Annotated in this window: 22 protein-coding genes and 1 pseudogene; 7 read left to right on the top strand and 16 right to left on the bottom strand. The window is 54.7% G+C overall.

From position 1 onward, the window contains the following. Positions 1-3: 3 nt before the first annotated feature. From K5905_RS02090 to doeB, 7 genes are read left to right on the top strand one after another with little or no spacing between them, the layout of a single operon-like run. Positions 4-1287 (top strand): TRAP transporter large permease, encoded by a 1284-nt coding sequence (locus K5905_RS02090; RefSeq protein ID WP_297579748.1) that lies wholly within the window; start codon positions 4-6, stop codon positions 1285-1287. A gap of 12 nt (positions 1288-1299) precedes the next feature. Then, complete coding sequence (locus K5905_RS02085) at positions 1300-1737, top strand: universal stress protein (RefSeq protein ID WP_297579745.1); 438 nt, start codon at positions 1300-1302, stop codon at positions 1735-1737. A gap of 48 nt (positions 1738-1785) precedes the next feature. Beyond that, positions 1786-2583, top strand: coding sequence for an ectoine utilization protein EutA (locus tag K5905_RS02080; RefSeq protein WP_297579742.1), 798 nt, complete (start codon positions 1786-1788; stop codon positions 2581-2583). Further along, positions 2580-3581 (top strand): hydroxyectoine utilization dehydratase EutB, encoded by a 1002-nt coding sequence (gene eutB / locus K5905_RS02075; protein WP_297579740.1) that lies wholly within the window; start codon positions 2580-2582, stop codon positions 3579-3581. Before K5905_RS02080 ends, eutB begins: the two co-directional genes overlap by 4 nt. A 1-nt stretch (position 3582) precedes the next feature. Next, positions 3583-4575 carry an ectoine utilization protein EutC gene (eutC, locus tag K5905_RS02070; protein ID WP_297579737.1) on the top strand — a complete coding sequence of 331 codons (993 nt, stop codon included), beginning with the start codon at positions 3583-3585 and terminating at the stop codon, positions 4573-4575. A gap of 3 nt (positions 4576-4578) precedes the next feature. Further along, entirely contained in the window at positions 4579-5793 is a 1215-nt protein-coding gene (gene doeA / locus K5905_RS02065) for an ectoine hydrolase DoeA (protein ID WP_297579734.1), read from the top strand. A 5-nt stretch (positions 5794-5798) separates the two neighbouring features. Beyond that, on the top strand, positions 5799-6788 hold the full coding sequence (gene doeB, locus K5905_RS02060) for a N(2)-acetyl-L-2,4-diaminobutanoate deacetylase DoeB (protein WP_297579732.1): 990 nt from the start codon (positions 5799-5801) through the stop codon (positions 6786-6788). A gap of 47 nt (positions 6789-6835) precedes the next feature. On the opposite strand, the gene K5905_RS02055 is transcribed toward doeB, so the two are convergent. From K5905_RS02055 to K5905_RS01985, 16 genes and pseudogenes are all read right to left on the bottom strand, one after another. After that, positions 6836-7645, bottom strand: a complete 810-nt coding sequence (locus K5905_RS02055; RefSeq protein ID WP_297579731.1) for an alpha/beta hydrolase — start codon at positions 7643-7645, stop codon at positions 6836-6838. 66 nt (positions 7646-7711) lie between these two features. Next, complete coding sequence (locus K5905_RS02050) at positions 7712-8614, bottom strand: alpha/beta hydrolase (RefSeq protein ID WP_297579729.1); 903 nt, start codon at positions 8612-8614, stop codon at positions 7712-7714. A gap of 245 nt (positions 8615-8859) precedes the next feature. Beyond that, positions 8860-9756, bottom strand: coding sequence for a flagellin (locus K5905_RS02045; protein WP_297579727.1), 897 nt, complete (start codon positions 9754-9756; stop codon positions 8860-8862). A 12-nt stretch (positions 9757-9768) separates the two neighbouring features. Next, positions 9769-11112 (bottom strand): flagellar hook-associated protein FlgK, encoded by a 1344-nt coding sequence (gene flgK, locus K5905_RS02040; RefSeq protein WP_297579724.1) that lies wholly within the window; start codon positions 11110-11112, stop codon positions 9769-9771. 35 nt (positions 11113-11147) lie between these two features. Then, positions 11148-11633: a flagellar export chaperone FlgN gene (gene flgN, locus K5905_RS02035; RefSeq protein WP_297579721.1), complete on the bottom strand. Its 486-nt coding sequence runs from the start codon at positions 11631-11633 to the stop codon at positions 11148-11150. 2 nt (positions 11634-11635) lie between these two features. Continuing rightward, a complete protein-coding gene (locus K5905_RS02030; RefSeq protein WP_297579718.1) occupies positions 11636-11893 on the bottom strand; it encodes a hypothetical protein in 258 nt (85 codons plus the stop codon). Positions 11894-11898: 5 nt separating this feature from the next. After that, positions 11899-13155, bottom strand: a complete 1257-nt coding sequence (flgE, locus tag K5905_RS02025; protein WP_297579716.1) for a flagellar hook protein FlgE — start codon at positions 13153-13155, stop codon at positions 11899-11901. 11 nt (positions 13156-13166) lie between these two features. Continuing rightward, the gene (locus K5905_RS02020; protein ID WP_297579714.1) at positions 13167-13841 is read right to left on the bottom strand and encodes a FlgD immunoglobulin-like domain containing protein; all 675 of its coding nucleotides are present in this window, start codon (positions 13839-13841) and stop codon (positions 13167-13169) included. A gap of 376 nt (positions 13842-14217) precedes the next feature. Further along, the gene (locus K5905_RS02015; protein WP_297579711.1) at positions 14218-14463 is read right to left on the bottom strand and encodes a hypothetical protein; all 246 of its coding nucleotides are present in this window, start codon (positions 14461-14463) and stop codon (positions 14218-14220) included. A gap of 88 nt (positions 14464-14551) precedes the next feature. Next, on the bottom strand, positions 14552-14995 hold the full coding sequence (gene fliS, locus K5905_RS02010; protein ID WP_297579708.1) for a flagellar protein FliS: 444 nt from the start codon (positions 14993-14995) through the stop codon (positions 14552-14554). A 3-nt stretch (positions 14996-14998) separates the two neighbouring features. Further along, positions 14999-16714 carry a flagellar filament capping protein FliD gene (gene fliD / locus K5905_RS02005; RefSeq protein ID WP_297579705.1) on the bottom strand — a complete coding sequence of 572 codons (1716 nt, stop codon included), beginning with the start codon at positions 16712-16714 and terminating at the stop codon, positions 14999-15001. Positions 16715-16826: 112 nt separating this feature from the next. Further along, positions 16827-17075, bottom strand: coding sequence for a flagellin (locus K5905_RS31575; RefSeq protein WP_367186884.1), 249 nt, complete (start codon positions 17073-17075; stop codon positions 16827-16829). A 492-nt stretch (positions 17076-17567) separates the two neighbouring features. Beyond that, positions 17568-17999, bottom strand: a pseudogene (locus K5905_RS31570) (flagellin); the annotation flags it as partial. A 130-nt stretch (positions 18000-18129) separates the two neighbouring features. Then, positions 18130-18798: an RNA polymerase sigma factor gene (locus tag K5905_RS01995; protein WP_297579699.1), complete on the bottom strand. Its 669-nt coding sequence runs from the start codon at positions 18796-18798 to the stop codon at positions 18130-18132. Positions 18799-19398: 600 nt separating this feature from the next. Further along, the gene (locus K5905_RS01990; protein ID WP_297579773.1) at positions 19399-21435 is read right to left on the bottom strand and encodes a lytic transglycosylase domain-containing protein; all 2037 of its coding nucleotides are present in this window, start codon (positions 21433-21435) and stop codon (positions 19399-19401) included. 261 nt (positions 21436-21696) lie between these two features. Beyond that, positions 21697-22833, bottom strand: coding sequence for a porin (locus tag K5905_RS01985; RefSeq protein ID WP_297579696.1), 1137 nt, complete (start codon positions 22831-22833; stop codon positions 21697-21699). Positions 22834-24273: the final 1440 nt, after the last annotated feature.

Genomic DNA, 24273 nt, shown 5'->3' with positions numbered 1-24273 from the left:
GGCATGGCTTTGACTATCTTTCTGATAATGCTGGTCCTTCTTCTTCTCGGCTTTCCGATGATGATCCCGTTGCTGGCTGCAACATTCGTTGGCTTCTTCATGATGTTCGGCGATTTCAGCAAGATGGATTTCATGGTTCAGCAGATGATGGCAGGCATTCGTCCAGCATCGCTGATTGCCGTCCCGATGTTTATTCTGGCGGCGGATATCATGACCCGTGGCCAATCTGCCAACAGGCTCATCGACATGGTCATGAAATTCGTTGGCCACGTCAAAGGCGGGCTTGCGGTCAGCACCGCAACGGCCTGTACCTTGTTCGGGGCAGTGTCCGGGTCGACGCAGGCAACGGTGGTTGCCGTCGGCTCGCCGCTGCGTCCGCGCATGCTGAAGGCCGGGTACAAGGATTCCTTCGTGCTGGCGTTGATCATCAATGCCTCCGACATTGCCTTCCTCATTCCACCATCCATCGGCATGATCATCTACGGAGTGGTGTCCAGCACGTCGATTGCGGAACTTTTCATCGCGGGCATCGGACCTGGCCTGCTGCTTCTTGTCCTGTTTTCCGCCTACAGCATCATCTACGCGACCATCAAGAATGTGCCGACAGAACCCAAGGCCAGCTGGGGTGATCGATTTCAGTCGATCCGAAAGGCTGTCTGGCCATTGGGTTTTCCTGTCATCATTGTCGGCGGCATTTATGGTGGTGTTTTCAGTCCGACCGAAGCTGCTGCAGTCTGCGTGCTTTACGCGGTGGTCCTGGAATTCGTGATCTTCAGATCCCTGCAGCCATCGGAGATCTATACGATCGCAAAATCGACAGGGTTGATCACGGCAGTGGTGTTCATCCTCGTCGGTGCCGGCGCGGCGTTCTCATGGGTGATATCCTTTGCAGAAGTCCCGCAACAGATCCTGGCGGCTGTCGGGGTTGCCGACATGGGGCCGAAAGGTGTTCTGGCGGTCATATCCATCGCCTTTTTTGTTGGATGCATGTTTGTCGACCCGATCGTGGTCATTCTGATCCTGGTGCCGATCTTCGCGCCGGTGGTCAAAACCGTGGGTCTCGATCCGGTGCTGGTTGGAACCATCATCACGCTCCAGGTCGCCATCGGTTCGGCAACTCCGCCTTTCGGCTGTGACATCTTCACCGCCATCGCAATCTTCAAGCGGCCGTATATCGAAGTCATTCGGGGAATATTCCCGTTCACGGTCATCCTTCTGGCTGTATCGGCGTCGCTGATTTTCTTCCCACAAATCGCGCTGTTTCTGCGTGACCTTGCATTCCGATGAGGGGACAATTTGATGTTTGACAGAATGATTGTTGCCTTCGACGGATCCGAAGGTTCGAAAAAAGCGTTGAAACTTGCAGCCGGATTGCAGAAGTCCTGCGGTGGCGAACTGCATATCCTGACGATCTACAGGCATCACTCGCTGCTGGAAGCGTCCATGTCGATGGTGCGGCCGGAAGAACCTGTGGTTCTTGATGATGCCATGCGGGACCATGCCAAGGAAATTGCCGAGGAAGCCAAGCAGATTGCCGATAACGAAGGTGCCGGAAAGGTTCGGGCCTTTGTGAAAAGCGGTCAGCCGGCACGGACAATCGTCAAATTTGCCCAGGATCACGATGCCGATCTTATCGTTGTCGGCAGTCGGGGTATCGGCGATGTGGAAGGGTTTCTTCTAGGCAGTGTGTCCCACAAGGTAACGAGCCTGGCTGCCTGCCCGGTTCTGGTTGTTTAGCGTGTCAGGCCGCCTGTCGGCGGTATGGAATTTTGGAGCTTCCTCTTCATGAACTCGAGCCACGTTTCACTGTCTCCCAGAGTGCCCGAATTCGAACATCGTGGCCGCCATGCCAGATTTGGCTTGATAGCACTTGCGACCGATCTGACAAGTGAGCGCGACCTGTTCCGGATATTGTCGGGTGACGGTGTATCCATTCATGCAACACGGGTTGCCTTCGAAAACCCGACGACACCGGAAAATCTACGCAAAATGGCGCCGCATCTGACCGCAGCCGCGGACCTCATTGCACCTGGAGAGGAACTCAAGGCGGTTTGCTACAGTTGTACCGCGGCCTCGGTCATGATTGGCGATGAGGAGATTGCAGCTGCCATCAAGCTTGCGCGCCCCGGCGTTCCGGTCGTGACACCGACCGCGTCCGCGCGCATGGCGTTGACGGCGTTGGGAGCGCGGCGAATTGCCGTTCTGACACCTTATCTTGAAAAGACCTCGCGGCCAATGGAAGCCTATTTCACCGAGGCTGGGTTCACGGTCACGCGTATGCACTGTTTCGGCGTCGAGGACGATCGTGACATGGCACGCATTACGGTATCGTCGATTGTCGAGGGGGCTCTGGCTGCTGATACGGACGATGCCGAAGCACTGTTCGTATCCTGTACGGCCCTACAGGCGGTCGATGCGATTGCAGAAATCGAACGCCGGACCGGAAAGCCGGTCGTTACTTCAAATCAGGCCAGCGCATGGGTCATGTCCAATGTCGCCGGATTGCCGAACCATCGCCCATCTGGATATGGTCGATTGTTCGACCAGCCACTTGCCAATTTCACTCTCGGAGAGGCCGTGTGACAGAAGCGCCATTTGTAACAGCAGAGCAGGTCGCCGCAGCAAGGGAGGCAATTTCGCCTTCCCTCCGCATGACACCTGTCAATCAGTCCCAATCGCTTTCTGGAATTGCCGGAGGTCCGGTTCACTTGAAACTGGAACACACGCAGATAACCGGCAGTTTCAAATTGCGCGGGGCCACAAATGCAGTTGCCCGGCTGACGGACGAGCAGAAGGCCAGAGGCGTTGTCGGGGTTTCCACGGGCAATCACGGTCGGGGTCTTGCCTATGCGGCGAGCGCGGCCGGTGTGCGATGCGTCATCTGCATGTCCAGCCTTGTACCGCAAACCAAGATTGACGGGATCCGGTCTCATGGCGCTGAAGTGCGTATCATCGGCCGGTCGCAGGATGAGGCGCAGGAAGAAGTGGATCGTCTGGTGAAGGAAGAGGGCATGACAATGATCCCGCCTTTCGATCACCCGGATATCATCGCCGGACAGGGAACACTCGCGCTGGAAATTCTGGATGAGGTGCCTGATGTCGCAACCCTGCTGGTGCCGGTTTCCGGAGGTGGACTGATTTCAGGCGTGGCTGCAGTCATCAAGGCCAGGAAACCGGACGCCAAGGTGATCGGCATTTCCATGGAACGTGGCGCGGCCATGTATGAGTGCCAGAAGTCAGGGAAGCCTGTGCTTGTGAAGGAGCTTCCAACACTTGCGGACTCGCTTGGCGGCGGGATCGGTCTCGACAATCGCTTGACCTTCGCAATGACACGAGATCTCGTTGATGATCTGGTGTTGGTCAGTGAAGCCGAAATTGCCGCTGCGATAAGGCACATTTACTGGCAGGAGCGTCAGATCGTCGAGGGTTCCGGGTCCGTGGGAGTGGCTGCGCTCCTTACAGGCAAGATCAAAAGTTCCGGACCGGTCGTGGCGATCCTGAGCGGAGGCAACATCGACATGAGCCAGCATTACCGCATCGTCTCGGGCGAAGATGTCGATGTTACAAAAGAGGCGGATTGAGATGGCGGATATCAATATTCTGACAGAAGCCGATCTGCGGGCAGCAGTTCCGCTGGATCTTGATGCCATTGAATGCGTCGAACAGGGTTTTGCAGCCTTGGCGACGGGCGAAGTGGTTATGCCGCCGATCCTGTCGCTGGAAGTTGCCAAGTATAATGGCGAAGTCGACGTGAAGACCGCCTATGTTCCCGGGATCGACAGTTTCGCCATCAAGATATCTCCAGGCTTTTTCGACAATCCGAAACTTGGCCTGCCCAGCACGAGTGGGTTGATGGTGCTGTTTTCGTCCAAGACCGGCATGGTGGAGGCGCTGCTGCTGGATAATGGTTATCTGACCGATGTTAGGACAGCCGCTGCAGGAGCAGTCGCCGCACGCCATCTCGCCAGACAGGATGCATCTACTGCCTGCATCTTAGGTGCCGGAACCCAGGCCCGTTTGCAACTGAAGGCGCTTTCTCTCGTCCGTCCGATCAGCCGGGCAACAATCTGGGCACGGGACCTCGAAAAGGCGGAAAAATCGGCGCGCCGGATTGAGGACGAACTCGGGATTTCAATGACGGCCATGGCGGACCCTGCTGAAGCCGTGTTCAAGGCCGATGTGGTAATCACGACAACGCCGTCGAGATCCCCTGTACTGAAAGCGGATTGGTTGCGCCCGGGTCAGCATGTCACGGCCATGGGTTCCGATCAGCACAACAAGAATGAACTCGCACCGGACTGCCTTGCCCTGGCCGATGTTTATGTTCCGGACCGGTTGTCGCAGACGCGTGAACTGGGAGAGTTGAGGTCTGCCATCGAAGCAGGTTTGTTCCAGGCGGATGTGGAGTTTGCCGAGTTAGGCGACCTGGTTGCCGGAAAATCTGTCGGCCGCAAAAACGACAGTGACATCACCATTGCCGATCTAACAGGAACCGGTGTTCAGGACACCGCAATAGCCACATATGCCCGCATGCGGGCAGCCGCGCAGGATGCCGGTACCATTTTCAGGAACTAAGGGATGAATGAAATCGTGACAGGGTCCGGTCTAGAGGCCCGCGAATTGCCGTTCAGCCGCGAAGAGTTTGCGCAGCGATTGGAAAAGACACGGCGTGCCATGGCCAAAGCCGGTGTTGAGGTTCTGATCGTTTCAGATCCCTCGAACATGTGCTGGCTGACGGGCTATGACGCCTGGTCGTTTTATGTCCACCAGTGTGTTGTTGTCGGGCCGCAAGGCGACCCCGTCTGGTTCGGTCGGGGGCAGGATGGCAATGGGGCTGCACGCACCACTTATCTGAGCGAAACGGACATTATCGGATATCCGGATCACTACGTTCAATCGACCGAACGCCATCCGATGGATTACCTGTCGGCACGGATTACAGATCTCGGTTGGTCAAACCTGTCCATCGGCGTGGAGATGGACAATTACTGGTTCTCCGCTGCGGCCTTCGCCTCGTTGCAGAAGAACCTGCCAAATGCCCGATTTAGCGATGCAACCGCACTCGTCAATTGGCAGCGTGCGGTGAAATCGGAGCGCGAACTGGGCTATATGCAAAAGGCTGCCCGTCTGGTCGAGCGCATGCATAACGTCATTTTCGAAAACTGCGTGCCCGGTTACCGGAAATGCGATCTCGTCGCCGATATTTATGAGGCCGGTCTTCGGTTCGATGCAGAGCGCGGTTTCGGTGGCGATTATCCTGCCATCGTTCCGCTGTTGCCATCGGGGGAAGCAGCTGGCGCGCCGCATCTGACGTGGGACGACAAACCGATGGTCGCCGGTGAGGGGACCTTTTTCGAAATTGCCGGCGTTTACAAACGTTACCACTGCCCATTGTCGCGCACGGTTTTTCTGGGAAAGCCGACACAGACTTTCCTGGATGCCGAAAAGGCCGTGCTTGAAGGTATGGAGGCCGGATTGGAAGCCGCCAAGGCTGGTAACCTGTGCGAAGATATCGCCAAGGCGTTTTTTGCCGTGCTCAACAAATACGGGATCGAGAAGGACAATCGCACAGGGTACCCGATCGGGCTTTCCTATCCGCCGGACTGGGGGGAACGCACCATGTCGCTACGTCCCGGTGACAAGACCGTTCTGGAAGAAAACATGACCTTCCATTTCATGACCGGCTTGTGGATGGACGATTGGGGCTTTGAAATTACCGAGAGCATTATCATTGGCGCAAGCGGGCCGACATGTCTTGCCGACGTGCCGCGCCGTCTCTTTGTGAAGGATTGACCAGAATGCCGGCAAATCCAATCGTGCCGACGATTGCACTGGACGCAGACGGAAAACACCACGGATTTTTGCGCCTGCCTTACAGCCGCGATGATTCCGCCTGGGGCTCGGTGATGATCCCGATCACCGTGATCAAAAACGGTGCCGGACCTACGGCGTTGCTGACAGGAGGCAATCACGGTGACGAATATGAAGGCCCGGTTGCGCTTCAGGACCTGGCACTTACACTTGAACCCTCGGACATTTCCGGCCGGGTGATTGTCATACCGGCAATGAACTACCCGGCCTTCCGTGCAGGGTCGAGGACATCTCCGATCGATCGGGGCAATATGAACCGGTCGTTTCCCGGTCGTCCGGACGGAACGGTGACAGAAAAAATCGCCGACTACTTCCAGACGGAGCTCGTACCGCTGGCCGATATTGTTCTCGATTTTCATTCAGGCGGCAAAACGCTGGACTTCGTGCCATTCGCGTCTGCTCACATTCTGGAAAACAAGGAGCAACAGGAAGCCTGTATCGCTGCCATGCGCGCATTCAACGCTCCCTACACGACGATCATGCTGGAGATCGACAATGTCGGCATGTACGACACCGCTGTTGAAGAGCAGGGAAAAGTGTTCGTCACAACAGAACTTGGCGGTGGTGGAACAGCAACGGCCCGTTCCATCTCGGTTGCAAAAAAGGGTGTCCGCAATGTTCTCAAACACGCAGGCATCATGAAGGGCGACCTTGAGATTGAGCCAAGTGTGTCTTTGGACATGCCTGATGGCGACTGCTTTGTTTTTTGCGAGGATGAAGGCATGATTGAACCGATCGTGGACCTAGGGGAAAAGGTCCAGGAAGGTCAGCTGATCGCCCGCATCTGGCCAACAAATTGTACCGGAAAAAAGCCGATCGAATACGGAGCAAAACGTACGGGAATTCTGGCGGCCAGACACTTCCCCGGCCTTGTGAAGGCCGGAGATTGCGTTGCCGTTGTTGCGGTCGAGGTTTGAGTTCCAGAACACTTCCATCAAACGTTTCAACTATACATGGATGCGATCTATGTCGGAAAAATCCAGTCCATGACCGGATTTTTCCGACCTGCAAGCAAACGTGACATTGTGTAGTGATCGATCCCCGGCAGGCGCTGAAAGGTGTTTCTTACACCCGCGCCGGTCAGTGCGTCGCTGTAAGTCCGCGACTGTTTGATAAACTCCTCGGTTTCGTTTTCGCCCACTGAAACGAGTATTTCCGGCCGCTGCTTCGTTTCGGATGCGACCGGATTGAGGTTTTCAATGTCGGAATCGGACAGGTGTAGCTCGCGATTGAGGAAGGATCTTTTCATCGGACCGAGGTCATACAGACCGCTTAACAGCGCCGCCTTTGTGATGCCACTGCCGCCGGGCCAGTATCTTTCAAGGATCTTGGCAGAAAGAAATGCGCCGACAGAATGCCCGCACAAGGTTATCCGGGACGGATCTCCGTTCCACTTGTGTATGGTGTTTTTGATCCACGTGAACGCGGACAGATTCTGGCGGACGATCTCCTCAACGCTAACGCCGGGCGCCAGGTCGTAATTGACAAGTACAGTCGTGTATCCGGCCTTCACCGCTTGTCTTGCAATATAGCTGTATTGGCTTTTGTCGAGCGCCCGGAAATATCCGCCATGTATGAAGATGAAGACGGGAGCAGCTTCTGCTTTCGCTGGAAAGATATCCAGTTTCTGACCTTCGCTGTCGCCATAGCTGACATCGATACTGCAGGTCAGCTGCGCGCGTACCATCATGCTTTGAAAAACATTCAGGACGAGATTGTATCGGCTGAAGGGATGCCGCTTCCGCAGGTTGAACTGGTCTTCAAACTCTTCCACGGTCGCGGCTCCTTCTGTTTCATCGGTGCACCTGCGGGCGATTCCTTGCGGCGCCAAATTATGTGCTCAGACGGAGTTCAGGATGTAAGCGGTGAGTTCATCACCGTCATTGATGAGGGTTTCGATCATGCTCACATGGTCCTTGCCGGCGAGTATCTTCAAACGGCAGTCAATTCCCTTGCTGACCAGTTGGTGTTGATACTCTTTGGTCTGGCGATAGAACTCGGATGTATCGTGCTCGGGCAAGACAAGATGCAAGGACGAATAGGTGCGGGTGTCGTCTATGGGCTGGCAGGCCGGGCTGAGATGTTCTGCTTCGTCTTCGCTCATTCCGATGGCATCGTTGACATAACTGTTGGTCAGCGCGCGAAGATCGAAGAGCCCTGCAAGGGAAAACACATGTGTCAGCTTGTCTACCGCAGCCTTGTCGATGCCGTATTTTTCTTCCCAATTCACCCGGTGCAGCAGGCTGACCAGCTGGCCACCTGCTGAATGCCCGACCAGAATGATCTGGCTGGTATCGCGTGTCTGCGCGTCTTCGAACACCGCAAGCATGGCATGCTCAAGCTGCTCCGTGATGCGTGTCATCGGCTCGTCGGAAGTCCAGTTCTGAGCAAGTGTATATGCGGGCATATAGACGGCAAAGCCGGCTTCGTTAAAAGGTCGAGCGACGAAGGAAAACATTTCCTTCGAAAACCACTGCCACCAGCCACCATGGACGTAAACCACGATAGGGGCATCCTCACGGACGTTTTCCGGACGAAAAATATCCATTTCCTGCGGTGCGTCCTTGTAAGCATAGGAGATTGACGACAGGCCTGTTTCGTTCATCTCGTTTCGATAGTGCCGGCTTTGCGTTTCGGCATATTCGACATGAGCCGGAATGAATTCTTCCGACCCGATGCGGGGTGTCCACAGCGTCGGGTTGAACTGAAAGTCAATTTCACTGCGCGGGTCCGAAGCTTTCATCTCGGTGCGATCCTCAGGTTAGGGGGTGAAGCATCTTGTACTTCAAAACCTACGCATCCGGTGCTCTCATGTAACCAGCTTTTGTTTAACAACAGTGTTTAGTGAAATTAAATAATGGAACGTCACAGAAATCGGCAGTTATCTGTTCTTGCGTTTTTGTGAGTTAAAAATGTTTTTAATTGCAAACAGTTATCATGTTTCTGGAATTCGGTAGAGGCAATTGAAAATCACTTTTCGCGATTAGGCTAGAACAGGTAATCCCGAACGGACAAATCATTCAATGCCCCGAGAGCGGCGTAGCTGGCTTCCAGTTGAACTTCGTAAATGGACGCCTCGACAATCAGCTCGGCTAAGTCGGCGCCGGAGATTTCGGTGATGATCTCTTGCGCATCGGCAACGTATTCTCCTTCGGAAGATATGTAGGATTCCAAGCTGGATGCGGTGGTGGAGGAGATGCTCTGAAGCGCGATGATCCCGTCCTGGGCAGTGACAAGCAACTCGGAAAGAGATTCCAGGTCGTCCAATGTCAGCGGATCGGCAGTGGCGGCGAAGGAGAGCGCGCGCATTGCTTCTTCAATCGATGTCGTATTGGCGGTCACGCCATATTCGATCGTCCGGTCCGTATCGAGGCGCACGGACTGTATGTAGTCGTCGCCTGTGTAGTAATCGGTGTTTATGTCGGTCAGATTGGCAACCTCATAAGCGTCCAGGTCCACCGGCGCTTGCTCGGTATTGCTGCCGGCGAACAGATAGCGGCCGGCAAACTGGGTGTTCAGCAAGGCCGCCATGTCTTCCAAATAGCTCTCTGCCAGTATTTGAAGGCTCGTCAGATCATCTTCGGTCAGAACGGCGTTCACGTCGGCGCGCATGGACGTCATAATGTCGCTCATGTTGCCCAGAGCCGAGTAGGTCATCTCGACTCGGGCCAGCGTGTCTTCGGCAGCGGAAACGGAGGCTAGCGATCGCGCGACGGAGACTTCAAGGTCCACCAATGTGGCGGCATCAGAGCCAAGACCTGCATAGTCGGAAGAGATGTTGCCACTGGATTGTTGCTCCTGGTTTTGAGCCAGCTTTGCCTGGGTCTGCAGTGCATTCTTGAGGATTGTGGATGCCTGATTGAATGTCGCAACACGCATAACCATCGCTTAAATCCCTTACTGAACCGCGGCCAGAAGATCGTCGAACATGTCCTGAACGACGCTGAGCAGTGTCGAGGCGACGGAATAAAGCTGCTCCAGTTCGGAAAGTCGGGTCAGTTCCTCATCCACGTTGACGCCGTACATCGATGAAATCGTATCGGAAACGGTTGTCAGTTCACTCTCGGCGATTTCAAGCAGCGTTTGAGCCGAATTCGTTTTGGTAACGAGGTTTGCGAGCATGTCATTGGCGTAGTCGGTGAACGTCATGTCACCCCCTGCAAGTTCACCGGTAGCGTCGAAATTCGCGTCGTTCTGCAGGATGTCGAGCATGTCATAGGCGACTTCCGTGGGCAGCGTTTCGCCCAGCATTGAGCCAGGATCGGATTTGACAGCATCGCTGACTGTAATGTCGGCCGCACCGGTTCCCGTCAAAAGCCCCGTGCTCACGGAGTTCAACCCCTCTATGAAAGTGGCTGTGAACTCGTCGAGCGCTTCCTGGTAAGCTGGCAGGGTTTCATCGCGCAGCTCGATCAGTGCACCAAGCTTGCCGCCATCCAGAACTTCGGTGATGTAGGTGCCATCTACCGAGATGGTTGTATTGCCGTTGGCATCGGTTCCGGTTGCCAGAAGATGTGCGCTGCTGTCGACCAGAACCTTGCCACTGTCGGTGTAAACCTTCACGGTGCCGTCGTCGCCTTTGAAGGTCGAAATCTCCATTTGCTCGGACAGGGAAACAAGCGCGATGTTCAGCTCGTCTTCAAGATCCGCAGTGCTGTCGCCGCGCGCTATCGCAGCCTCGATCTGTTCATTCAGTGCGTCGACCGTCTCGATCAGTTCGTTGGTCGCAGTGACTGCGTCCGCGATCTCCTCATTGGCCTGGTCAATCTGTTCCTGAATGCCCGAAGACAGACTGTTGAGCTGGTTGGTCACGTCTTCCAGAGACGACACAGCCGCACTTGCCAGGCTTTCGCTCTCGGGTGTTTCGGCAAGTTCGGCGAGCGCGCTTTCAAATGCCGCGATTGTGTTGGCCAGTGAGCCACCATCGCCATCATTCCCGCTGGTCGCGCCAAAAGACAATTGCAGAGTGTTGAGATAGTCCGCCGTAACGGTTGCACTCGCGGTATTTGTCGTAGCGCTTAGAAGGTCCTCCAGAAGGTACTTGCTGACACTGGAGGAAATTCCCGAAACGGAGACGCCGGCACCATATCCGAGGGTCGCTTGCGAGGTGACGGTTGCACTCTTGGCGGTGTAACCGTCAGTGTCCGCATTGGCGATATTGGCTGAGGCAACCGACAACTGAACCTGTGTGGCGTTCAGCGAGCTGGCCGCGATATAGGACGCTGTGTTCAGACTGGTCATGAGGCCGTCTCCATTTGGGACCGGGGTGCGTCGGATCAGGCCTCGTAGCGAGGCCCGATTGAAAATGGTCGTGAAGACTGACGGCTGTACTGGCCGTTGTTGCCATAGCGCGCCGTGGCGTTTTGTTTCTCACGGATTGCCCGCATGATCGTTTCCACTCTGCGCCGGTTGGCGGTGAGCGCACGGGTCAGATGCTGGGAGTTCCGGGACAGGGCCAAGGTCAGCTTTTCATTGTTGAGCTGCAGCTGGGTGAATTTTTTTGGCGATGCCAGCAGGAAGACGTTGCTCTGTTCCTTGAATTTTTTCAGAAATGCCTCCAACTCGTTCGCAAGTATCTGTTTGCGCGCCAACAGGTCGTCAATCGATGCCGGGCGACCGCTTGTCAGCCTGCGGTTTTCCTCCTCGGTCAACGTGATCAGGTCTGCCGCAACCTTGATCGCGCGGTCGACAACAGCTTCGACCTTGGCGATATCGGCGGGTGACAACAAAACGTTCGATTGTTTTTGAGATTTTTTCAGCATGCTCACCGTCCTCGATTTTTCCATATTTCCGCTGTTCTGGCATAGGCATGGACAGCCTGGGTGACGGCCGTGGACCGGGACATCTGCTGTCCAGCGGCGGCCTGGTTCCGACGCATCAGTCGGACAAGGTCCTGCAAGTCGCGCTTCAGGATCAGAAGCTTCAATCTGTCGGCCGGGGAGGCAGGTGCTGTTGCCAACCCGTCGATTTCCGCCTTCAGACGCTTGCGCTTTTCCCGGCAGATCTTCAGCTCTTCGGACATGATTGCTACCTGACCGCGTCGATCAACGTGTCGAACATGTCGTTTGCCGTGGACATGATTTGCGACGCTGCCGAATAGGCCTGCTGGGCCGAGAGCATCTTTGAAAACTCGTCTCCGGTGTCGACCGTGCTGGCTTCCAGCCAGCCGCCCTGAACTGTTCCGGCGCCACCTTCACCTGGTTCGTGCAGAGTTGCGTTGCCCGACGAGGAGGAGCGGGCGTAAATTCCGCTGCTCATCTCGTCCAAACCATCCGGATTGCCAAAGGTGGCAACAGGGATCTGATAGATCGGCCGTTCTTCGCCATTGTCGAAGAATGCAATGACGGACCCGTCATCTGCTATTTCGATGGAACTCAAATTGCCATACGCCAAACCGTCCTGGTCGATTGACTGAACGTCGATGGCGGGTTCGCCGTCGTCGGAGGCATATTGGGTCAGCCCGTCCGTTCCGTTGGTCTCGCCCAGATCAAGGCTGATCGTGCTGTCTTCGGCCCCTGTCGTCCAGTCCTCGATCGTCAGCACCGCAGGGTTTGGATCGGTGGAAGCAAGTGTCCCGTCCTCGTTGAACGTAACTTCAACCGGGTCGGACGTGACCGTGCCAACCGTTTCCCCGGTGGAGGACAGGGTCGGGTCGGAATAGGTGATCTCCCAGGTGTTTTCGGCGGTCTTCTCGTAAGTCGCCGTCACCGTGCTGGTTGTGCCCAGACTGTCATAGACCTCGAACGTTGTTTCGAAACTGTCTCCCACGGCAGCGTCTGCTGGAAGATTTGCCTGAAATTCCACGGATGTCGTGGCATCGACGGAACTTTGGACTGAATCCAGATCAATCGGTTCAAGTGCGTTTTCGCTAGTGCCGCTGATCGGATTGCCATCCACGTCGGTCGCCCAGCCGAGGAGGTAGTACTCGCCATTGGTCAGATACCCTTCGCTGTCGACCGTGAACTCGCCGTTGCGCGTATAGTAGGTCGACGTGGCGTCCGTGCCTTCTGAGACGATGAAGAAACCGTCGCCTTCAATTGCCAGGTGGGTTGCTTCCGTGGACTGAACCAGCAAGCCCTGCTGATCGACATTCGAGACGACCGAGGCTGAAACCCCGCCACTGGAATTGGAGCCACTGCCGGCCACCAGGCTGGAAAAGCTGGTGGAAGATGATTTGTAAGCCGTTGTCTGGGAGTTCGCCAGATTATCGGAGATCGTGGAAAGGGCAGTGCTCTGCGCGGAAAGGGCGGAGATGGCTGCGTTAAGGGCGCCTTGCAAACTCATGTCGGCCTCCCTTACTGCGTCGCAAGGACAGCAAGGACATTGTCCAGGAGGACCGATGACTCGCCTATGCCGAGAACTGCGTCATCCCCTGTTGCATCGACGGCAGTGACTTCTGCAATCACGGTCGTATATCCGGAGACATCGTTGCCTTCGCCGTCGAGCGCTTCGACCTGAATTGTGTACTGACCACCGTCAGGCAGCTGTTCACCGTCGGAATTCACGCCATCCCAGGTGAAGGAGTGGGAGCCGCTGCCGGTCTCGCCGACAGCGCTGTAGACCGTATTGCCATCCTCATCGAGAATGCTGATGTTGACGCTTTCCGCATCGCTGTCGAGCGTGTAGGACCACTCCGCTTCGCCATCCTGGAGGGAGGTCGTGTTGCCGAGCGCTTCCACGGTCTGGCCGAGATAACCAAGGCCCTGGGAGCTCATGAAACTGGAAAGAATGTCGGTAATCGATGTGAGCTGCTCGGAGATCTCAACGTCTGTTTCGAAACTCGCATAGTCGACCATCTGACTGATATATTCGCTGGTGTCAGTCGGATCGGTCGGATTTTGGTTCTGAAGCTGCTCTACCATCAGCATCAAAAACTCATCGCTGTCGATAGATGTTCTATCGTCGTTTTCAGTTGTCGATGTCGTTGTGCTCGTAATGTCGGAGTAAGAATTCACGGTGGATATAGTCATATCTCCGCCCTCGCTCTTAGAATACTATCTGAGGGTGAGATGAAATTCTGATTTTCCAAACATCACCCGATCTATTAGTGAAACGGGTGCGTTGCGTGAATTGGGCGCAGTTTTTTCAACATTTTTACTTGGGAATAATTTGCCGACTATTGTGAGTGAGGGGGCGGAAATATTTGCCCGGTCACATTTTTCTTTCACGAGCCGAAAGTTGTTGAAAACCTTTCGGAAATGGCACGCGCCCTGTGCCTGCGCGCGTGCATCCGGCAACGCACTTCTTTCATCAGGCAGATGTTGCCTGGCAATCGAGTCGGGTTTTGAAAAGTGAGATCCACCGTCCAACGACGGAAATCACGAATACTGTCCGTTTGGTTTCGGATCAGGATTTTCGTGTTTTGGAGGTCTCGCGCGCCTTTTTGACGATTTTCTGAGCGAGCCCTTTCGGGGCCGCAGGCGTGGGGCCTGCGGTCAGCAGTGCGGCCAACGCCTGTTCTTCCTTCAGCCTGTCTCTTGCAGCGCTCGACATTTTCAGAAGCTCTCTCGCGGCATCTTGTTCGGCGGCCGGCCACTCTTCCAGATTGGGTCCGTGCTGGTCCAGTAATGCATAAAACTTATCGATTGCCATTGAAGGCGATTCAGCGACCATATCCAAACCAGAGACTATCCGAGCACGACCGCGACGGTACATGCCCGGCAGTTGGATGTCTATGGGGTCAGGAACACTCCGCAAAGAGGCGCTCTTCACGTATGTCATTCTGCAAAGTCTGAAGGCTTCTGCGGGAAAGCGTGGTCATGTCGGCCCAGGCATTGCGGAGTTCCAGCAAACCTTCGGCAAGAGTTGAAAACCGCTCTATGGCATCGGGTTTTGCGGCGGCGCTGTTGAGTGCAAATATATTGCGCGTGTACATGTCGATCAGCTGCTGACCCATGGTTCTGTTCACGTCCAGATCCACGTTCTGACGCAACCCGCGCAGGATACCGGTTGCCCTGGCAATCCGGGACTGCGACTGATCGAATTGGCTTTTTCGCAGGTGATCGGCGGACAGCACAATCGCGTTCAGGACCTCATCGAACAACAAGGTGACCGCTGCGGGCGGGGCGACAGTGGTCGCGGCGGTTCTGTAGGCGGCTATGGCGTGGTTCATAGCGTAGCTCATCACTTAATCTCCTGAATTGAGAAGAGCTTCAAGGTATTCAAGATCGGATTCTGCCTGATCGATTTCAGCCTGATACGACGCATAAAGTTCCGTCAGGTAGTCCCGATAGTCATCCGCATCCGAAATGATGCTGTCGTATTCTTCCTGATAGTCCGTATTCTGCTCACTGAGTTCGGTGACGATTTCCGTCAAAAGACCATCGGAGGCATCGGAATAGTTGTTGACGGCGTAGTAGAGGTTTTCCGCAAGGCCGGGATTGAAGGTCATGTCCACCGTCTGGCTCTCGGAGCCGGTAAAGACAAAACTGATGCCCTCATAGGCCGTGCCTTCCACGCCTACGATCCGTGAGCCGTCGACTTCAAACAGCCCTTCCTCGCCGTCGACCGACACACCCGACACGCTCCCGTCTTCATCGACCGCGATATCGAGTGACAACTCGTCGGGCATGGTGTCGGTGCGCGCCAGGAGTGCCAGATCGCTGGAACTGGTTTCCATGTCGAAAAGCAGGAGGCTCTCTATTGCGTCAGAGTCGGTCAGCAGAGCGTCGGCAAGAACTTCATCATCAACTTCCAGATAGTTGCTGCTGTCGTAGGAAAGGCCGATCAGCGCCATGCTTTCGTCGTCAATGATGGTCGAAAGACCTTCAGCAATATCCGAATTCACACCGCGCAATATGCTGTCGCCAAAGAGCACAGCGTCGTCGGCTGCGCCACCGCTGGAACTGACTTCCTGTTGTGTCAGGGCCCATTCGCGGTAGGCATTATAGCTGTCGACAAGCGAATAGATGGCATCCTGAATGCTCGTCAGAGACTGGGAAACTTCAACCGATATGTAATCGTCGTCGACGGTTTCCTGGTAGATGGAAAAGGTGAGTCCTTCGACCACATCGTCAATGACATTGCTGTCGCGTGTCACTTCCACGCCATCAACACTTATGATCGCGTCCTGCGAGGCCTGGAGTTCGCTGGCATAGCTGCCGTCGGCGTTCAGCAATCCGAGAGATTGACCGATGTTGTCGCCGGAAACAGTCGACATGACAATATCCTGACCGGTTTCGGTTGCGCTCAGGACAAGCCGGAATTCGGTGTCGGATATCTGGATGACGGCAGCGGAAACACCAGAGGTTTCCGAGTTTGTATTTATCTCTTCGGCGATCTCATCAAGGGACATGTCCTCAGTGATCGAAATCTCGTAGGGCGATGAGGTGTCACCGTCGAGTTCCGTGCCGTCGAGTGAAAGCGTGAATGTTCCGGACAAGCCCAGTTCCGCGGAACTGTCCTCGTAGACGCTGCCGGCAGCCTTCTGGCTGGTCGCCAATTGCAGGATCTTCAACTCGTAAGTGGCCACATCTATGCCGTCATCGGCAGTGACCACGACGGCGGATTCAGCGCTCACGTCGCCATATCCGGTCAGATAGGCGTCCCGGAGCGAAAAGACATCATCGGATTCGGTGAGGGTGTTATCTGTTCCGCGAATGACATCAAGAGCGTCTTCCATGCTCTGAAGAAGAGACTGCATTTCTTCATAGGCGGCAATCTCAGCCTCATTCTCGAGCATCTTGATCTCGATCGTGTCGGCAGGGATCTGCTTTTCCAACACCGCCGCTTCAATCAGAGCGTCCCAGTCAATATCGGAATCGGCATTCGCAGTAGACGTGTAGACAGTTTCCGTCGAGGTGGTCGTGGTTACTGTCGAGGATGTCGTATCGGTTACGCTCATCGCGAATATCCCGCCGTCAGGAAGAGCTTGAAAGGGGTTTCCCGGGCCGCCGCGGTGTCTGCTTACGCAGATCTTACGAGGGGCTAACTCTTGGCGACCCGGGAACTGGGTGTTAGCGGATCAGGGACAGGAGGTTTTCCGGCATTTCGTTTGCCTGTGAGGCTGCGGCAACAGCAGCCTGAACTTTCACGCTGGCGGCCGAAAGTTCAGCCTGTTCCTTTGCAATGTCGACATCGGCGATGGCCGATTGTGCCGCATCGAGATTTTCGATGCTGGTGTCGATCTGTGCAGAGCGGAATTCGAACCGGGACATGGTTGCCCCCATTTCCGCACGGGCGTTGGACACTTCGTCAATCGCCATGTCGAGAACCGAAAGGGCTTCTTTCGCACCATCGGCTGAGGAGATGTCGAGGCCGTCGATGCCAAGCGCTTCGCTTGTCAGTTCCGGCAGAGTCAGGTTGATTGTGTCGGCCGAAGACGATCCAACCACGATGTCTGAGCCTGTCGTATCCACCTCGGTGGAGGTGCCGGTGTAGGTTCCTGCCGTGAACCCAAGTGTTGCCAGATTGAGAGTGCCGCTGCCATCAACCAGCTCGATCGAGGCGTTTTCGCCGGTTTCGAGTGTCGTAAGGGTCAGCGTGCCTGACTCGCTGGATGCGACAATCGTGTATTCGCCCTCGGCCTGAAGGCTGGCATTGATCTGCTCCACCATTTCATCGACCGTAAAGGATGTGTCGTCGGAGGACAGTTCGATTTCGATGTCATTGATGGTGAAGCTGCCGGTCGTATCGGCGGTCACCGTGGCGGCGGAGGTCGCACCGGTTGTGGTTGCGGCTGTTTCGACGGTGTCGTCGGAGAAGTCGCTGGAGCCGTCCAGAAGGCTCTGGCCGTTATAGCGGGTGCTTTCTGCAATTCCGTCGATTTCTTCCTGAAGCTGTTCGAATTCCGCCTGGATGTAGGCACGTTCGGTATCGGTTACGGTACCGGAGGCCGATTGTGAGGCGAGGGTCTTCATGCGTTCCAGAATGTCGCTGACATTCGCTGCACCGCCATCGGCGGTCTGCAGGACGGAAATTCCGTGAGACGCATTGGTTGAGGCTTGCTCGAGAGCGGCGACGTCGGAAGAAATCTTGGTGGCAATGGCAAGGCCGGCAGCATCGTCCGATGCTTTGGTGATGCTGGAACCACTGGCGAGTTTGGCCAGGGAATCGGATTGCTCGGCCGCATTGGAGTTCAGGTAGCGGACTGCTGTGTTAGCCGCGGTGTTTGTCGAAATAACAGGCATCGTGTTCTCCTGATGTCACAAGTCCACGCCCACCATTCGGCGCGGTCGGCGCGGTTACCCACGCTCTGACAGTTCAACGGAGCAGTCGTCTGTTTTCAGGCGAATTTTATTTTCAACGGAAAAAGTAGAGTTAACTATTCGTAAATGCCGTCAAGATATCGGCACCCTGTTTCTTAAGCAGTTCGCGCAGTTTTTGACGTCCACGTTTCAGCAGGGATTCGACAGCCGATACAGTAGTATCCATGATTTCTGCAATCTCGCCATTGCTCATGTTCTCGTTATAAGAAAACACGAGTGCAATCCTTTGCTGGTCCGGCAGTTTCATCATCGCCTGTTCCAGAAGCTCGGTCGCTTCCTGGCGTTCCAGATCCTGACATTGATCGCAGGCATCGTCTTCCAGTTCCGGGAGCTCGTCCACCGTCTCGGCTCTGGGCTTGCGCAAGAAGTCGATACAACGGTTGCTGACTACCCGAAATAGCCAGGTTGAGAATTTTGCACGGCCGCTTTGCCACATTTCCCGGCGAGTCCAGACCCGCAGAAATGCGTCCTGAACAACATCCTCGGCGTCGGGGCCGTTTCGAAGGATGCGAAAGGCGACGGCATAGCCCCGGTCGACATGACGTTCGACTAGTGTCTGAAAGGCGTCTTCCCTGTCCTTTGCGATCAGCGCCAGTAGATCGTCGTCCGAGAGGGTTGTGAGTATCTCAGGCGTCACTGCAGGCATCTCGTCCGTCTGGAGGCCTTCATCAGTCACAAACTCGATGTCGGTGGTCTCAGACTTTGATATCGCAACACCCATATCCATCTTCCCAAGTCGCGGGGCAAAAGTGGTTCGTAGCGGCAGCTACAAGTCTATAACGTAGTAATAACCAAGTTCAGGCGGAAAAAAGTTAAGGTTAAGAAGATTTTTACTAGGAAAATTTTGCTTTTTACTAGGAAAAAATTTCCTTCAGCTAGGAAAAAAGTGCCTACCAATGTTTTTGTTATATATTTCGCTAAAATTTTGAAGTAAATTATAGTTTACAAATTGTTAATTCGTAGATGTGCGTAGTTCCAATCGGCTTTTTGACCGGAATGTGTTGAAATTGTGTCGTCCAGTCGAACAGTTCACCTAGGGTTTGAGGATTTACGGGCAAAAAATGACAGGTATTCGGCGGAAAACAGAGCGATATCCAGAAAAACAAAGCTGTGATGCCTGCAACCCTGAGTTTCCAGGCCTTCGATGGTGGGAGATTTGGCGTGTCAAAATTGCCGGTTAGATGCTGGACCCGGCAATTTTTGTCCCGAGCTGCTACGCTTTTGCCGATTGCCGAAAATCGGTCACCGGATGGTGGATCCAATGAACCGGCTTTTCATTTCACTTGCGTTTGGGGACAGCGAGTGTCTCCAGGCTGCAAACTCAGCTGCCGGCAGCAAGATCTTTGGCGAGGTTCAACGGGCTTTGCGACAGTCTGGCTTTGTAGACCTGATATCCTTCCATCACCCGCATGACATAGTTGCGGGTTTCGGGGAAGGGGATGCTTTCGATCCAGTCGATGATTTCATCCGTGCTTTTGCCACGCGGGTCGCCAAACCGTTTGAGCCAGTTTTCGACACGCTTCGGCCCGGCGTTATAGGCCGCAAGCGTCAATACATAGGATCCGTTCCAGCGGTCGAGTTGTTCCTGAAAATAGGCAGCACCGATTGTTGCGTTCAGTGCCGGGTCGCGGACAAGCGCGTTCTTGCTGTAGGTAAGATCAAGCCTCTTGGCTACAGCCCTGGCGGTCCGTGGCATGACCTGCAATAACCCCAGCGCGCCAACCGGGGAAACCGCATCTATGCGGAAAGCACTCTCCTGCCGAGCGATCGCGTACATCATCGGCAGATTGGAAGTTGATGTGACCTGCTCCCGCGGAATGGCACCTGTCGGAAAGGCGAGTTTTTCGATCTGGATACCTCGATTGAAGGCCGACTTCCCGACCGTGAGAACATCATCATGTTTCCCCTGCAATTCCAGGCGAAGTGCGAGCAGGCGAAGATGAGCCGGGTCTGACAGAGTTTTTGCCAGGTGGCGGTACAGGATTCCGGCTCGCCGGTCATCTTCTAGGGTTTCGAACGCGGTAATCGCCATCACGAGAGGATTGGAACTGAACGCCTTGCGGTCCTCATAGGTTATGGTGACTTTTCGCAGTTCCAATCGGGAACGGCCAAGCCGTTCGTGGGCAAGCTGCCCATAAAAGGTTCCGGGGTAGCCTGCTGCTTCTTCGTAGCGTTTGCGTGCATCGTCCGGGCGCTGATCGGCTTCCGCGGCTCGGCCCAGCCAGTATAGGGCTCTTGATTTGCTGATCGGAGTGGTCACCACTTCCTCAAGCTTTTCAAAATGTTCTTCTGCGGTTTCGGGCTTTTCAATGAATCTCAATGCGAACCAGCCGGCATGGAACTCCGCATCAGCGATAGCAGCTGTTCCTGTCGCGCTATGGGCTGCCGCCAGGACATAGGCCTGCGAACGCTTGCCCCGTTCGAGCATTTCCCGCGAAACGATCCGGCGTTCCACCCACCACCTGTCGGGATCGACGAGCATATCCGGATCATGGGGGGTCGGTTGCAGGAGGTTCGCGGCAGTCTCATATTCGCCTTTTCGCCGCTTCAGCAAGATGGCGCTGAACAGATAACCGGGATCCTCGCTCCAGCTCTCGTCGACGCGGCTAAGTTCACGAGAGGCGTCAGATCGACTGTTGATGACAGCTGCGCGGCCCTTGGCGAGGCTTTCCGCCTTTGCCAGGGATGCAAGCCTTAATGCCTGTCCTGTCTTGCCGTCGTAAAGCAGTCTGTCCATGCGACGCTTGTGGTCGGACGTTCGAAGAAGGTCCTCGAAAATCTCAGAGTATCTGGCTTGTTGCCTCGCGCTCAGACGGGCTGTCGGCCACCAGGACCGGGCAAGGTCGGTCGCCACTTCGGTGTTTCCGGTATCTTCATAGGCGCGTATCAGAGCTACGATCGCAAGATTGCTTTCCGGTGTCTTTTGCTCAAATTCACTGATGATTTCAGCGGCTTCGGGTCGTCGGCTCAGGAAGGCCCGCTCATAATTCGTCCTGATCCTGGCTTGCATAGGCCAGGCGCCAAGATTGCGTTCGAGCTCGGCCAGCCGGGAGGCTGAAACCGCAGGAGCTTCCGCCGATGCGATGGACCATTCCAGGGCGAGGCGTTCAGCGCTGCCGGGTGTCATGGTCAGATGCGTTTCCCAGGCTCTGTCGAAATCACGTTCCGTGATCGCCTGCAAACCGTCCGCAAGGGGTCGCAGCCGCTTTGGCAGCAACGCTTTTTGCTGTTCTTGCTGTTGAGCCCGGTCTAGCTGTTCGGTGCCGATCTTTTTTCGGGGAGGGATCGGCTGTGAACTGGCGTCAAAACCGGTTGCCAATACGATGGCGGCGCCAAGCGCAAGTCTGACAAGACGCATTTCCAAGAGACCTTCCGTTCGCCCCAAATCTAATCATGAAATAGGGCAGGTCACTCTTTCTGTCGCATAGGCGAGGACAAAATGAGGCAGCACTGGAATTTTGCTTTGAAATCTTGCGCCGAGATTTTTCACGCGAGCAGTGGATTTCACCCTGGAAAGAAGGCGTAAAAAGGGGCGGTCCGGCAGATTGGAGCCTGCCGGACCGCAGACTGACTAGAGGTCAAGGAGGTCAGAGACCGCTGTCAGTTAGCTCGCGTCAAATCAGAACGTCCGCTGCAGACGAACACCGAAGAGGAGTTCGTCCTGGTCGCCCTGAGTGTCTACGTCAACGTTTGCATAGCCGACGTCAGCACCGAGAACGAAGCCGGAGACCGGCTCCCACTGTACAGAACCGTCAACCGCATAGCGGGTCACGTCGTTGAGGCCGGATGCCGCGTCGATGTCGAGATATGAGCCATCGAGCGCGAGGCCGATGGTGGAGGTAGCCTGAACATAGACACCACCCGACAGGGAGTAACCGGACGACGTGTCGTCACCGTTGTAGTCCGCAACGCCATCATATGTGGTGACATATGCCAGAGCGCCATCACCATAGAAGCCCTGGAAGTAGATGTTCGAACCGGAAGTGATCATCGGCAGGTTGAATTTCACACCGCCGCCGATTGCCCAGCCGAGATTGTCTTCGCCACCGGTTGCGTTGTTATTGGCAACGTCCGGGTAAACCTGATGCAGAGCACCAGACAGTTGTGCGGAACCCCACCCCTGGGAGAGGCCGATAGCAGCTACGGCGTCCGGAGCACGTGTTCCGCCATAATCACCGTATTCGCGGTTGGAGCGGTCTTCCAGAGCGATGGTTGCGGAGAAACCGTTGCCGAAGGCTGCGGTGTAAGCGATCTGGTTGGTGGTGACGTCGGACCAGTCACGATCAACAACACCGATAAACGCCTGACCGGTGAAGATGTCGAAGTTGGATGTCAGACGACCAGCGGTCAAACCACCCCACTGAATGTAAGCGTTGTCCAGTGTGAAGCTGGAGTTGTCGCCATTGGTGGAGGAGCCGTACATGGCAATGTAGGTGCGCAGTGTGCCGAACTCGGTCGCGGTGCGTGCATCGAGATACAGATAGCCACGTGCGAGCCAGGAGTAACCGTCCTGGTCACGATTGCCCCAGGGGCTGCTGTCGTTGTCCAGAACGTTGTTGACGACGAACTGGGTACGAACACGACCACCGACGCGCAGGCAGGTCTCTGTGCCCGGGATGTAATAGAAGCGTGCGCCATAGGCATCACAAACGCGAACGTAGTCGACCGGTTCCGGTGCTACCGGAAGATCCGCCGCCTGGGCGGAGGTGGCAGCAGCTGCTGCTGCGGCACCGAGCATCAAGCCCTTGAGTTTCATTTTGATCTCCAACAAAGAAATTTCCAAGGTCACCGGCAGTGTGATTTGAATACTTTAAAATCGCTCTTTCAGTGTCCTGATTAATCTTCAAAATCAATGTAGATTGAAACATCGATTCGAAGATGCATCTCTTTAAAGGCAGCTTAAGGCTCGATTCTCAACTCAAAAATGTCAAGATTTGAATATTGGAAAAGGGGAGTCATATTTTTGCAACATGTTGATTTCGAGTCGTTTTTAAACTTAGATCACAAACAGTTTAACACCCTTGAACTCCAAATTCCGAGTCCCCATATCTCTCTCCTATTTTTTACTTATCTTTATTAGGTTTGCAGATTTTTGCGAAAATCAGATTGTTTACGAGAACAAACTGAAATTTCCGGGGAGTTTGAGCGGTGAAATGTTGTGGAGTTGATGATATTTTGAATATCTAATTGTTTTTAAATAATAAATTTTAAATTATTTTAGCCGGGCACGATCTCGATCAATAAAATCCGAACTTACCATCAAACCTGAATCTGCTGGGAAATTTGAGGCGATTTTGACGCTCTTAAAATTAATACTTTAATTTTATTTTTGAAATGAAAAATCAATACTTTGAATTTAAGTAAAAATCCAAAGCCTCCTGCTCGGCAGAAGCCGCTCAAAATTGGATGACCAGGCACGGTCGTCTCAATATGTTTGTCTCACGTATTCATCGCCGTGGAATCAGTCCTGACGGGGGACAGATCAGGGATGATGAAGACCTTGTAGTTCCATGTGAGTTCTGCGTTTCAGTCTCTTTCATGTTGAGCATTCGGGAGCTCGGTAAAAGCACTCGCCCGCAAGTGGTGGCTAATTGAAGATTTCGCTATAGGCAGAAATGCACCGTGGTGGTGCGGAATTCGACACGCGGCAAATCGCCTCGAGTGGAATGGGTAATTTCATTCATGATTTGAGTAACTTGACCGCATTCGTGAATGTTAGAGATGTTGCAAGGAAGGGTGAGAGGGAAACTGCAACTTTAACGATGATTTTTCCAGGCACGCCTTTTTGACAGGGTGATGGATGGTTCAATCGGTTGTGATCGCCAAAGCTGTGTATGCGTCCATCCGGGTTTCCGACCCACAGGATGTGCTCAGCTGAGATCCTGGTTGCCCGACCGGCACTGAAGAGCGAACCCTTCGCGCGGGTCTGGTGGATCAATGAGAATTTCAGGCGGATTCTCATACCTGCTTGCAAAGACCGGCTTTGAGACGGTATCTGTCGCATCAACGAGAGGACCGGTGAGCGTTTTGGAGTTCAGATCTGCCAACCGATTTGGAGATCAGGCCTCTCATCGGAACCGCCACCTCCGCAAGAGGCTTTGAACAAAGTGCAAATTGCGGTCGAATTCGAAAAATTCGACCGCGTTCAATACGGTATTAGATGTCAATGATCCAGACACCTTACTATTTGATCGAC

The organism is Roseibium sp. (genome assembly GCF_025698965.1).
Lineage (GTDB): Bacteria > Pseudomonadota > Alphaproteobacteria > Rhizobiales > Stappiaceae > Roseibium.
Note: the sequence above shows the minus strand (reverse complement) of the source record. Positions and strands in the feature narration are given on the sequence as shown.